Origin of the sequence: Marinitenerispora sediminis (genome assembly GCF_003336425.1) — a bacterium.
Taxonomy (GTDB): Bacteria; Actinomycetota; Actinomycetes; order Streptosporangiales; family Streptosporangiaceae; genus Marinitenerispora; species Marinitenerispora sediminis.
Genome location: NZ_QEIO01000047.1, coordinates 22952 through 35756 on the forward strand (window position 1 = coordinate 22952; position 12805 = coordinate 35756).

At 73.8% G+C, this 12805-nt stretch carries 10 protein-coding genes; 9 read left to right on the top strand and 1 reads right to left on the bottom strand.

All coding sequences use genetic code 11. The features are described from left to right. Window positions 1-57: 57 nt before the first annotated feature. The 8 genes from argH (at window position 58) to DEF28_RS11465 (ending at window position 9827) form a co-directional block, all read left to right on the top strand. Window positions 58-1482 (top strand): argininosuccinate lyase, encoded by a 1425-nt coding sequence (argH, locus tag DEF28_RS11430; RefSeq protein WP_114398282.1) that lies wholly within the window; start codon window positions 58-60, stop codon window positions 1480-1482. A 387-nt stretch (window positions 1483-1869) separates the two neighbouring features. Then, entirely contained in the window at window positions 1870-4659 is a 2790-nt protein-coding gene (locus DEF28_RS11435) for a sensor histidine kinase (protein WP_233515242.1), read from the top strand. A gap of 7 nt (window positions 4660-4666) precedes the next feature. Further along, entirely contained in the window at window positions 4667-5092 is a 426-nt protein-coding gene (locus DEF28_RS11440; protein WP_114400257.1) for a roadblock/LC7 domain-containing protein, read from the top strand. Beyond that, on the top strand, window positions 5092-5583 hold the full coding sequence (locus DEF28_RS11445; RefSeq protein WP_374058238.1) for a DUF742 domain-containing protein: 492 nt from the start codon (window positions 5092-5094) through the stop codon (window positions 5581-5583). Before DEF28_RS11440 ends, DEF28_RS11445 begins: the two co-directional genes overlap by 1 nt. Continuing rightward, window positions 5564-6163, top strand: a complete 600-nt coding sequence (locus DEF28_RS11450; RefSeq protein WP_114400259.1) for a GTP-binding protein — start codon at window positions 5564-5566, stop codon at window positions 6161-6163. Before DEF28_RS11445 ends, DEF28_RS11450 begins: the two co-directional genes overlap by 20 nt. 107 nt (window positions 6164-6270) lie before the next feature. Beyond that, window positions 6271-7185, top strand: coding sequence for a sirohydrochlorin chelatase (locus tag DEF28_RS11455; protein ID WP_114400260.1), 915 nt, complete (start codon window positions 6271-6273; stop codon window positions 7183-7185). Between the two features lie 250 nt (window positions 7186-7435). After that, on the top strand, window positions 7436-9478 hold the full coding sequence (locus tag DEF28_RS11460; RefSeq protein ID WP_114400261.1) for a sensor histidine kinase: 2043 nt from the start codon (window positions 7436-7438) through the stop codon (window positions 9476-9478). Further along, window positions 9468-9827: a DUF742 domain-containing protein gene (locus tag DEF28_RS11465; RefSeq protein WP_114400262.1), complete on the top strand. Its 360-nt coding sequence runs from the start codon at window positions 9468-9470 to the stop codon at window positions 9825-9827. The genes DEF28_RS11460 and DEF28_RS11465 overlap by 11 nt, the downstream gene beginning before the upstream one ends. 78 nt (window positions 9828-9905) lie before the next feature. Here the strand turns inward: DEF28_RS11465 and DEF28_RS11470 are convergent, their stop codons facing one another. Next, complete coding sequence (locus DEF28_RS11470; protein ID WP_114400263.1) at window positions 9906-10550, bottom strand: HNH endonuclease family protein; 645 nt, start codon at window positions 10548-10550, stop codon at window positions 9906-9908. 328 nt (window positions 10551-10878) lie between these two features. On the opposite strand from DEF28_RS11470, the gene tyrS reads away from it, so the two are divergent. Then, window positions 10879-12180, top strand: coding sequence for a tyrosine--tRNA ligase (tyrS, locus tag DEF28_RS11475; protein ID WP_114400264.1), 1302 nt, complete (start codon window positions 10879-10881; stop codon window positions 12178-12180). Window positions 12181-12805: the final 625 nt, after the last annotated feature.

A 12805-nucleotide genomic window follows, 5' to 3' on the forward strand; every position in this document is an offset into this window, starting at 1 on the left:
GGCCCCGGCCGGCCCCGCCGCCCGCCCGACCGACGACACGAACACGAGACGACTCCCATGACCAACCCGCAGCAGCCAGAGGTGACCCGGCTCTGGGGCGGCCGGTTCGCCGGCGGCCCCTCCGAGGCGCTGGCCCGGCTCTCCCTGAGCACCCACTTCGACTGGCGGCTGGCCCGCCACGACATCGCCGGCTCCCGGGCGCACGCCCGCGTCCTGCACGCGGCGGGACTGCTGACCGCCGACGAGCTCGCCCAGATGCTCGCCGGCCTCGACCGCCTGGAGGCCGACGTCGCCTCCGGCGAGTTCCGGCCGGTGCTCGAGGACGAGGACGTGCACACCGCGCTGGAGCGCGGCTTCATCGAGCGGGTCGGCCCCGAGCTCGGCGGCCGGCTGCGCGCCGGACGCTCGCGCAACGACCAGATCGCCACCCTGGTGCGGATGTACCTGCGGGAGCAGGCCCGCCTCGTCGCCGGCGGGGTCCTGGACCTCGTCGCCGCGCTCGCCGACCAGGCGCTCGCCAACATCGACGTCGCCATGCCGGGGCGCACGCACCTGCAGCACGCGCAGCCGGTGCTGCTCGCCCACCACCTGCTGGCGCACGCCTGGCCGCTGGTCCGCGACGTCGAGCGGCTGCGCGACTGGGACCGCCGCGCCGACGCCTCGCCCTACGGCTCCGGCGCGCTCGCGGGCTCCTCGCTCGGCCTGGACCCCGAGGCGGTCGCGGCCGACCTCGGGTTCTCCGGCTCGGTGGAGAACTCCATCGACGGCACGGCGGCGCGCGACGTCGTCGCGGAGTTCTCCTTCGTGGCGGCCATGATCGGCGTCGACCTGTCGCGGCTCGCCGAGGAGGTCATCCTGTGGTCCACCAAGGAGTTCTCCTTCGTGACCCTGGACGACGCCTTCGCGACCGGCTCGTCGATCATGCCGCAGAAGAAGAACCCGGACATCGCCGAGCTGGCCCGCGGCAAGTCGGGCCGGCTCGTCGGCGACCTCGCCGGCCTGCTCACCACGCTCAAGGGGCTGCCGCTCGCCTACAACCGGGACCTGCAGGAGGACAAGGAGCCGGTGTTCGACGCCGTCGACACCCTCCAGCTGCTGCTGCCCGCCTTCACCGGCATGGTGGCGACGCTGACCTTCAACGGCGCGCGCATGGCGGAGCTGGCCCCGCAGGGCTTCTCGCTGGCCACCGACATCGCCGAGTGGCTGGTCCGGCAGCGGGTGCCGTTCCGCGAGGCGCACGAGCTGGCCGGCGCCTGCGTGCGGGTCTGCGAGGAGCGCGGCATCGACCTGCCCGACCTCTCCGACGCCGACCTCGCGGCGATCTCCCCGGCCCTCACGCCGCGGGTGCGCGAGGTGCTGACCGTGCCCGGGTCGCTGGAGTCGCGTTCCGCCAGGGGCGGCACGGCACCCAAGCGGGTCGCCGAGCAGCTGGAGCGGCTGCGCGCGGCCGTTGACGCGCACCGGGCCTTCACCGCGGGCTGACGCCGCGGGCGGCGGCTCCGGCGGGGCCGGGGCCGCCGCCGACGGTGCACGGGAGGCCGAGCCGGGATTCGGGCCGGAATACGGCCACGTGTCGTCGTTCGCGCCCCATGCAGCGAATGCGGCAATTTGTGAGGTTTTCCGCGTGGATTTCGGCTAAACCAGCGCCATTGCGGCTGTCGATGCGGTAGCGTCCAGATCCTGTGGGCACCGAGGGCACGCGCCCTCCGGTATGCGCGACGGGACGGCTCCGTGCCGAACGGGGGAGACGCCGGCTTGCGGCCGGCCGCGTGCGGAAGAGCTGCCCTGCCCCCTCCTCCCCCGCCCTCGGGCCGATGTGAATCCCCCCGTGCGTCCGGCACCGGGGTGCCCCGCGGTGGGAGGAGCTGAATGGGCCAGTCGGGTGGCAGCGGACGCGGTATCAGATCCCAGCTCAACGGGATCGTGCTGATACCCAGCATCACCTTCCTCCTGCTGTTCGTCTCCCTCAGCGGCGCCACGCTGGTGCAGGCCTTCTCACTGCGCGCCGCCACGGCCGAGGGTGAGAGCGGCGTACTGCTGCACCACGCCATGGTGGAGCTGCAGAGCGAGCGCCGGCTCGCGGCCGAGTACCTCGCCGCCCCCTCCGACGGCCGGCTGCAGGCCTTCCAGGAGCAGGTCACCGTCACCGACCGGGCGGTCCGCGCCATGGGCGGCCGCGAGGAGCAGCCCAGCTACGGCGACACCGACGCCGAGCGCGCCGACGAGCTCTTCACCGCGCTGGACGACCGCCCGGTCCTGCGGGAGGAGGTGACCGGGCGCGCCGTCGAGCGCGGCGAGGCCGTCGACCGCTACAGCGACCTCATCGCCCGCGGCCACCGGCTGTACGACGCCCGCGGGCGCGGCCTGCAGGACGGCCCCGCCGTGGCCGCCGCCGACACCGCGGTGGACCTGATGCACACCCAGGAGCTCCTCGCCAAGGCCGACGCCGTGCTCTCCGCGGGGATCGTCGCGGGCGAGCTCACGCCCGCCGAGCGGAGCCGGTTCACCGGCCTCGTCGCCAGCCTGCGCGAGCACCTCGACTCCGCCGGCGTCGACCTCGCCGGCGAACCCGCCGCCAGCCACGGCGCGCTCCTCGACAGCGCCGATTGGCGGGAGCTGGACGCCGTCGCGCGGGCGGTGAGCGAGCAGGAGCCCGAGGTCACCGTCGACCCGGTCACCGGCGAGCAGCAGCGCTCCGACGAGCTCCCCGGCGCGGCCGAGCGCTGGCGGGCCGCCGCCGACGGAGTCGACGCGGCCCTCGTGGCCCTGGCCGACCAGCAGGTCGACGCCGCCGTCGTGGCGACCGACACCGCGGCGGCCCGCATCCTCACCGTCGCGGTCGGCGGCGGCATCATCGCCATGTTCGCCGGCACCCTCGCCTACGGGGTCGCCTCCCGCTCCGCCAACCGGCTCACCCACCGGCTCGCGCGGCTGCGCGAGGAGACCCTGGGCCTCGCCAAGGAGGACCTCCCCAGGATCGTGCGGCGCCTGCAGGACGGCGAGCCGGTCGACGTCGACGCCGAGGTCACCCGGCTCGACCACGGGGACGACGAGGTCGGGCAGGTCGCCGACGCGTTCAACATCGCCCAGCGCACCGCCATCGCCGCCGCCGTCAAGCAGGCCGAGATCCGCGCCGGCGCCAACCGGGTCTTCCTCGGGATCGCGCACCGCAACCAGTCCCTGGTGCAGCGCCAGCTCCAGCTCCTCGACCGGGTGGAACGCCAGGAGGAGGACCCGGACCTGCTGGAGGACCTCTTCCAGCTCGACCACCTCGCCACCCGGGGCCGGCGCAACGCCGAGAACCTCATCATCCTGGGCGGCGCCCAGCCCGGCCGCCGCTGGCGCAACCCCATCCCGCTGGTCGACATCCTGCGCGGGGCCGTCTCCGAGACCGAGGAGTACGCCCGCGTCAAGCTGCGCGTGGTGCCCACGCTCTCCCTGCGCGGCGCCGTGGTCGCCGACATCATCCACCTGGTCGCCGAACTCGTGGAGAACGCCACCGCCTTCTCGCCGCCGCACACGAAGGTCGAGATCCACAGCGAGATCGTCCCCAAGGGCGTGGTCGTCGAGGTCGAGGACCGCGGACTCGGCATGAGCGAGGAGGACTACACGGCGGCGAACCGGACGCTGGCCGACGCCCCCGAGTTCGACGTCATGGCGCTGAACGAGGACTCCCGGCTCGGCCTGTTCGTGGTCGCGCGGCTGGCCGCCAAGCACGACATCGCCGTCCAGCTGTGCCCCTCGCCCTACGGCGGCACCCGCGCCGTCATCCTCATCCCCTCGACGCTGACGGCCGCTCCCGAGGGGGCGCCGCCGCCGACCCGGCGGGAACGCGAGGCCGAGCCCGCGTGGCCGGACGCGCCGCTGCCCGGGTACGAGCGCGGGGAGCGGCCCGGCGACCTGCTGGCGCCGGAGGACGCCGACCCGGCGGAGGGGCGGTCAGCCGCACCGCGCCGGCTGCACCCGGCCCCCCGCCCGGTCGGCGGCGAGCCCGCCGCGGGCACCGGGGACGCCGACCGGCTCCCGCGCCACGCGCGGCCGGTGACCAGCACTTCCGCCAACTCCGGGCGGCCGGGCGACTCCGTGCCGTATAACGGAACGGGCCGGGAGGAGGAGCCTCCCGAACGGCGTGGAGGGGAGGCGGAGCCCGCATGGGGGGATCAGACCGCACCGCGCGACGAGGCCGAGCGGCCCGCGCTGCCGGTCCGGCGCCCGCGCGGCGTCCCGGCGCCCGCTCCCACGCCACCCGCGGCCCCGGACGGCACCGCGGCCCCCTCGGGCCCCGACGAGCGACCCCCGCTCCCGAAGCGCCGCCGACAGGCCCACCTCGCTCCCCAGCTCCGGCAGGACCCCGGCCCCGCCGAGGCCGCCGGCCAGGCCCGGGAGAGCACGCGTTCGCCCGAGGAGGTGCGCCGCATGCTGAGCGCCTTCCAGAGCGGCACCCGGCGGGCCCGCGAGACCCAGGAGGCACCGCCCGACCGCCCTGGGCCGGTGCGGGGCGACGCGGAGGCAGCCGGATCCGGCTCGGCACACGACCATGCCCCCGCGCGCGGCGGAGCCGACCGCCCCGGGGCCGGTGACCTGCCGACCGACCGCGGACCGGCCGTCGGCGGCCGAGCCGGCCGGCCGGGCGGTGACCACTCATACGAGAGCGAATGATGGTGAGATGAGCAACGTCACAGGCGACCTGAACTGGCTGCTCGACGACCTGGTGGACCGCGTCGTCGGCGCCGACCACGCCATCGTGCTGTCCGCCGATGGCCTCCTCATCGGCCGGTCGCGGGACCTGTCCACCGAGGACGGCGAGCACCTCTCCGCGGTGGCCTCGGCCTTCCAGAGCCTGGCGCGCGGCACCGGCCGGCACTTCGGCGGCGGCGCGGTCCGGCAGACCATCGTGGAGATGGAGCACGCCTACCTGTTCGTCACGGCCGCGGGCGAGGGCGCCTGCCTCGCGGTGCTCGCCTCCGAGGACGCCGACGTCGGCCTCGTCGCCTACGAGATGAACATGCGGATCAAGCGGGTCGGGCAGTTCCTCAGCACGGCCCCGCGCTTCCCCGAGACCGCCGCGTCCCCGGGCGGAACCGGAGCATGATCCCCGCTGAAGACGACCCGGGCGCGGCGCCGCTGCCGGAGCCGCGCGCGCAGGGCGGTCCCGGTCACCGCTCCGGCGCCCCGGGCGGCCGGCTGCCCGGGCGGAGACCGGCGGCGCGGCCCGGCGGCCCCGGCTTCTCCCTCACCGACGCTGCCGCCGGCCCGCTGGTGCGCCCCTACGCCATGACCGGTGGCCGCACGCGGCCGGACCGGGCCGAGCTCGACATGATCACCGTCGTGGTCGCCGCCCGAAGACCGCCCGACACCGTGGGCCTGGAGCCCGAGCACCTGGCGATCCTCGACCTCTGCACCGGACCCGTGTCGGTCGCCGAGGTCTCCGCGCACCTCGACATCCCGCTCACCGTGGTCAAAGTCCTGGTGAGCGACCTGATCGCCAGGGGCGCCATGCTGGCCCGCGCCCCGCTGCCCACCGCGCAACTCCCCGAAAAGCACGTACTCCAGGCGGTACTCGATGGCATCCGTAGGCTCTGACCCCGGACCGGGCGACCCCGAGATCCCCCTCGCGGTCAAGATCCTGGTCGCCGGCGGCTTCGGCGCGGGCAAGACGACGATGGTGGGATCGGTCAGCGAGATCACGCCCCTGAGCACGGAGGAGGTCATGACCGAGGCCAGCCTCGGGATCGACGACCTCGCCGGCGTCGAGCAGAAGACCACCACCACGGTCGCCCTCGACTTCGGCCGCATCACCGTCAACGACAGCGTCGTGCTCTACCTCTTCGGCACGCCGGGCCAGGGCCGGTTCTGGTTCATGTGGGACGAACTCGCCCAGGGCGCGCTCGGCTCCGTCGTCCTGGCCGACACCCGGCGGCTGGACACCTGCTTCCCGGCGGTCGACTTCTTCGAGCGCCGCGACATCCCGTTCGTCATCGCCGTCAACCGCTTCGACGGCTCCGCCGCCTACACCGAGGCGGAGGTCCGCCAGGCGCTCGACGTCCGAGCCGACGTCCCGATCGTCATGGCCGACGCCCGCCGCCGCGAGTCGGGCAAGGAGGTGCTGCTCACCCTCGTCGAGCACGTCATGCGGCGCCGCAGCCTGGCGCTGAGCGGCTGACGGCCGCGCCGCACCCGCCCGGATCACCGCCCGGCGCGCCTCCCGGCACCGTCACCGGGACCGCACAGAGGGCAAGATCATCGCTTCCGAGTCGTTAGCATTTTCGCGTGAACCCTGACAGTACCCAGAAACCGGACAGACTCCCTCCGCGCGACCTGCCTCGGCGCCGCTCTGGCCGGCATCGCAACCCGCTGTCGTTCGACAGCTGGGTCGGTACGCCGACGCTGGTGCTCGCCATCCCCGGCACCGCCGACCCCGGCGGGTACGGCCAGCAGGTCGTCGACCTGGTCCGTGCCTACCGGCCCGAGGTCGCCATCCGCTTCGGCTACACCGAGGGCGACGAGCACCCGCTCACCGAGGCCCTCGCCGGCCTTGAGACCGGCGAGGGACGCGGCATCCGCGCCGTCGTGGTGCCGCTGGTCTCCGCCTCGCACCCCGCGACCCTGCACGCCATCAACACCACCGTCTCCGCCACCGGCGTCAGCGCCCGGGTGACCGAGGGGCTCGGCCCGCACCCCATGCTCGCCGAGGTGCTGCACCTGCGCCTCGCCGAAGGCGGCTTCGTGCGCGCCGACCGCATGCGGCTCATCAGCGTGGTCGCCGCCACCGGGAGCATGGCCGACGGCGTGGTCGTCGGCTCCGTCGGCGGCGCCGACGCCGTGAGCTCCGCGGGCGTCACCGCCGTGCTGCTCGCGGCCCGGCTCGGCATCACGGTGCTCCCCGTCGACCTGGAGGACCAGGCGCACCTGGACGAGGTCTTCGGCCAGATGCGCAGTGCCGGGTCCGTGCGCACCGTCCTCGCGCCCAGCATCATCGGGACCGAGTACCCGATGTCGGCGGTCGAGGACGTCGCGCGCCGCTACGGGGCCCGGGTCTGCGCGCCGCTCGGCGCGCACAGCACGCTCGCCAAGATCGCCGCGCTGCGCTACGCCGAGGTCCTCAACGCCCTCGGCATCGAGCAGCCGCCGACGCTGGACGAGCTGCCGGCGCCCGTGGGGTCGCGGCACCGCCCCGAGAGCTGAACGACCGCCGGACCCCATCCCCGCCGCCGTCGCGGCGGCGCGCCTTCCGTACCGCGCGTCGCCGCCACGGCGGCGGAGCCATGCCCGCGGGTGAAAGGCGCCTGCCAACGAATAGTGACGATGCCACCACGCAGCGCCACGGCATCCGATAGCGTCATGTGCGCTTGGGCGTCATGGCCTCAACCGGACCCGATCCACGTGCCGGTCCCTCGCTTCTCGCGCCATGCGCCCGTCCATGTGGGGAGGGGCCATGGGTACACGACACGCGGCCGGCGGGCGGAACAGCATCCGGCGCCAGCTCACACGCAACGTGCTGATCCCGAGCGTCAGCTTCCTGCTGCTGTGGGCGACCATCGCGGCGGCGGGCAGCGCGCAGACCGCGGCGCTCGCGCTGGCCACCCTCAACGGCACCGACGGCGTGGTCAGCCTCGGCGCCATCGCGGCGGAGCTGCGCCATGAGCGCCGGGCCAGCCAGGTCTACCTGGGCGACACCGACCGGCCGGCCGCCGACCGGCTCAACCGCCAGCGCGCCCGTACCGACGCCGCCTTCCGCGCCGCCTACGAGCAGGCGTCGCACCTGCTCGACCGGGGCGAACCAGAGATCCGCGACCGCACCCGGGACTTCTTCGACAGCTGGAAGGAGCTCCCCGCGCTGCGCGGCAGCGTCTCGGCCGGCCGCCTCGACCGCGAGACGGCGCTCAGCCGCTACACCGACCTCATCGACGACATCCACCTGATCTCCGACGCCATCGTCATGCGGCTGAACGACGAGCGCAGCCTCACCGAGGGGGTGCTCGCCCTCCAGCTGATGCGGGCCCGCGACTACTACTCCCAGGCCGACGCCCTGCTCAGCGGCGTGATCGCGGCCGGCGCCATGACCTACGAGGAGAGCGCGCACTTCGTCCATCTCACGGCCTCCTACCGCGACGTGCTCAGCGACTCCGAACGCCACCTGGCGCCGCCGGTGCGCGCCCGCTACGACGCCATGCGCGAGGACGCCGAGTGGATCGCGGTGACGCGGCTCAGCCAGGCGGTCGTCATGCGCGAGCCCGTCAACGGCGGCGGTACGCCCGGCCGGCCAGCCGGCTGGAACACCGAGGTACCGGTCGGGCAGCGCGAGTGGGACGCCTCCTCCTCGGCCGCCGCGCCGCTCTTCCACGACGTCGTCATCGCGCAGGTCCAGTCGTCCATCGACAGCGCGTGGGCGGCGGTCCGCCACCGCATCCTCGTCAACGTCGGCGGCAGCCTGGTCGCGCTCGTCGCGGGAGCCACCGCGATCGTCGTCGCCCTGCGCTCCGCACGCCGGCTGACCGGGCGGCTGCAGCGGCTGCGCGCCGACACGCTGGAGGTCGCCGAGACCCGGCTGCCCGACATCGTCGCCCGCGCGCAGGGCGGCCGCCGGGTGGACGTCGAGGCCGAACTCGCGCCGCTGTCCTACGGCGACGACGAGATCGGCGAGGTCGCCGACGCCTTCAACACCGCCCAGCGCACCGCGGTCCGCGCGGCCGTCAAACAGGCTGAGATCCGCGAGGGCGCCAACCGGGTGTTCCTCGGCATCGCCTACCGCAACCAGGCCCTCGTCCAGCGTCAGCTCCGGCTGCTCGACGAGATCGAGTACGAGGAGGAGGACCCCCGCCGGCTGCAGAAGCTCTTCCGGCTGGACCACCTCGCCACCCGGGGCCGCCGCTACGCCGACAACCTCATCATCCTCGGCGGTGCCCCCTCCGCCCGCCGCTGGCGTGAGCACCTGCCCCTCGTCGACGTGCTGCGCGCCGCCATCTCCGAGACGGAGGACTACCAGCGGGTGCGGCTCAGGTCCGCCCCCAAGGTGTGGGTGCGCGGTGTCGCGGTGGCCGACGTGGTGCACCTCGTCGCCGAGCTCGTGGAGAACGCCACCCAGTTCTCGCCGGCCGGTGCCCCGGTGGACGTCAACAGCGGTCGGGTGCCCGGCGGACTCGCCATCGACGTGGAGGACCGCGGGCTCGGCATGACCGACGAGGCCTACACCGAGGCCGACCGTACCCTCGCCGAGGCGCCGGAGTTCGACGTGATGGCGCTGCCCGACGAACCCCGCCTCGGGCTCTTCGTCGTCGCGCGGCTGGCGGCCCGGCACGGCGTCCGGGTGCGGCTCCGCCCCTCGCCCTACGGCGGGACCCGCGCGACCGCGATCCTCCCCGAAGCGCTGCTTCGCGACGTGCGGCCCGACAACGAGCGGGTGCGCGAGACGGTCCCCCGGCAGGCCGCCGACCCGGACGGCGCAACGGGGCCGGGAGAGTGCCGCGGTGACCGGTGACGACGCGTTCGACGCCGACCCAGGCCGGCTGGTCCGCCCGTTCGCGGTGGCCGTCGCCGGGGCGGACGACGCGGGGCTCGACATGCTCAGCCTGGTCGTCGCCACCCGCGCCCCCGACGAGACCGACCACCTCCGCCCCGAGCACGAGGCAGCCCTGGGCTGGTGCGACCGGCCGCGCACGATCGTCGAGCTGGCCGCCCGGCTCCAGCTGCCCCTCAACGTGGTCAAGCTCCTGGTCGCCGGGATGATCGCCGACGGCGCCATGCGGCACTGCCGCCCGGCGGTGAGCGGCGCCGCCGTGGGCGAGGACGTGCTGCGCGCCGTGCTGGACGGCCTGCGGGCGCTGTAGCGCGCGCCGCCACCCGGCCGCGGGGGAGGGCCGGCACCCGCTCGGGGTGCCGGCCCTCCAAAGCCGCGGCTCAGCCGCTCAGCACCGGGTGTCGAGCACGTTCTGCAGCGCCGACCGCTCCGCGGAGTCCACGCTGAGGTTCCACACGTACTTCACGTTGATCCAGCTGCGGACGTAGGTGCAGTGGATGGAGGTCGACGGCGGCAGCCACTCGGAGGGGTCCTTGTCGCCCTTCGACTGGTTGCTGGAGCCGGACACCGCCCACAGCTGCGGGGTGTCCAGGTCGTTGGCGAACGACTGGCGCCGACTGGTCGTCCAGGTGTCCGCGCCAGAGCGCCACGCCTCGGCGAGCGGCACCATGTGGTCGATCTGCACCTGCGAGGGCGTGCTCGTCCGCACGCCGTCGTAGGGGCTGGTCCACGTCCCTGATGTCGGGTAGCAGTCGTTGCCCACGGTGACGTTGGCGCCGTCGCGGCGCAGTACGTACTCGCGGGCGTTGCAGTTGCCCTCCACGGCGATCCAGTGCGGGAACAGGTCGCGGTCGTAGGCGGAGCCCGCGCCCTCGGACTCGACCGTCAGCGCCGCGAGCTGGCTGCGGGCCTGCGAGAGGCTCGGCGGCGGAGGCGGGGCGGCCGACGCCGGCGGCGCCAGGCCCAGGGCGAGGAGCAGGGACGCCGCGGTGGCCGTGAACAGGCCGGCGGCGCGGGCGACAGGGGATCGCATCGGGGTCTCCAAGCGTGAGCGGGGGGTGCTTTCGGACGTAGACACCTTCATCTGCGGGAGCGGCCCAGGCAATAGCGGTGCGTGAATAACGGGTTACATAGGGCGTCCGGATGTGGCCACGGGGGGCGGGTTTCGGACGGTGTGGCGCTGCGCCCCGCCGCGCCCGGCGGCCGACACTCCGCGGTGGGAGAACGGCCCTGCCAGCGTGGGGTGCCTGGCCAGCCGGCGGCATCGCCGCAGCGGACGAGCGGATACCGTAGAGGGCGTCCGAGCGGGCCGCCAGCCCGCGGGCGGGCCAGCACGTCACCAGAGCGACGGAAAGACCACAGTGACTGACATCATCGACGAACTGGAATGGCGCGGGGTGCTCGCGCAGACGACCGACCTTGACGAACTTCGCAAGGCGCTCGCCGATGGTCCGGTCACCGTCTATTGCGGCTTCGACCCGACAGCGGGCAGCCTGCACGTCGGGCACCTCACCCAGATCCTCACCCTCGCCCGCTTCCAGCGCGCCGGCCACCGGCCCATCGCCCTGGTCGGCGGCGGGACCGGCCTGATCGGCGACCCCAAGCCGAACGCTGAGCGCAGCCTCAACTCGGTGGAGACGGTCGAGCAGTGGGTCGGCGTGCTGGGGAGCCAGCTCTCCGCCTTCCTGCGGTTCGCGCCCGACGGCGCCACCCCGGAGCCGACCGACGCCGTGCTCGCGAACAACCGCGACTGGCTGGGACCGCTCTCCGCCATCGAGCTGCTGCGCGACGTCGGCAAGCACTTCAGCGTCAACCAGATGCTGGCCCGGGAGACGGTGCGGTCCCGGCTGGACGGCGCCGGCATGAGCTTCACCGAGTTCAGCTACGTGCTGCTTCAGTCCTACGACTACGTCGAGCTCTACCGCCGCTACGGGTGCACCCTGCAGACCGGCGGCAGCGACCAGTGGGGCAACATCACCTCGGGGCTCGACCTCATCCGCCGCCTCACCGGAAACGAGCCGCACGGCCCGGCGCACGGCCTGACCACCAACCTGCTGACCAAGGCCGACGGCGCGAAGTTCGGCAAGACCGAGACCGGCACGGTGTGGCTGGACCCGGAGCTCACCAGCCCGTACGCGTTCTACCAGTTCTGGTTCAACGCCGACGACCGCGACGTCGTGCGCTACCTGCGGGTGTTCAGCTTCCGCGACCGCGCCGAGATCGAGGAGCTGGAGCGCCAGACCGCCGAGCGGCCCGCGGCCCGCGCCGCCCAGCGGGCGCTGGCGGAGGAACTCACCACGCTGGTGCACGGCGCGGAGGAGTGCCGCAAGGTGATCGAGGCCAGCCGGGCGCTGTTCGGCCAGGGGGACCTCGCCGCGCTCGACCCGGCCACTCTGGGGGCGGCACTGGCCGAGGTCCCCAACACCGAGGCGGCCGGACCGGCGGAGTCGCTGCCGCCGGTGGTCGACCTGCTCGCCGCGACGGGGCTGGTCCCCAGCAAGTCGGCGGCCCGCCGTGCGGTCCAGGAGGGCGGGGCCTACCTGAACAACACCAAGGTCACCGACGTGGACGCGCGGGTGTCGGAGGTCGACCTGCTGCACGGGCGCTACCTCGTGCTGCGGCGCGGCAAGCGCAACGTCGGCGGGGTGCTGCTGCGCCCGTAACCGGAGCGCATCCGCCGCGGGGTGCCTGTCCGAGCCGTGACTCGGGCGGGCACCCTCCGTCGTCCGCGCCCCCAAGCGGGAGCCGCCGGCGAGGAGGGCGGCCGAGAAGAATCTTTGGCGGGGACGTGTTTAGCCAAGGAACGGCAGGGGCAGGTATGCCACTGCGACAAACAAACCTGACGTACCGCGCGGGCCCTCCCCGGCCCGGGTGAGCGCGGGTGGCGCGGGGCCTGCTGCAAGGCCCGCAGTCCGGCACCAGGACCTCCGTCCGGGGCCCGGGTGCTGATTTGACGCCCCTGTGCGCGGAGCCTATTGTTACCCATGCCCCACGGGGCGGCCGGTGGTCGAGGACCCCGGCGGCAGGACCGTAGGGCAGCAATCCGAGGATCACCGGCGGACGCACTCGCCGAAGCTGGTAATCTCTTCTCTTGGGTCTCCGACAAGAGATTTCGGAAATGTTTATCAGAAGATTTTCGAGGAAACGCCGATTTGGCGGAACCAAGAAGACCTGATAAATTGGAGACACAACAAAGCGGAGACGCCGCCTCGATAGAAGAGCGGGACCGGTTGGATCTGGTCGGCTTGTATACGGGTTAGCGGTTGCTTCTTGAGAACTCAACAGCGC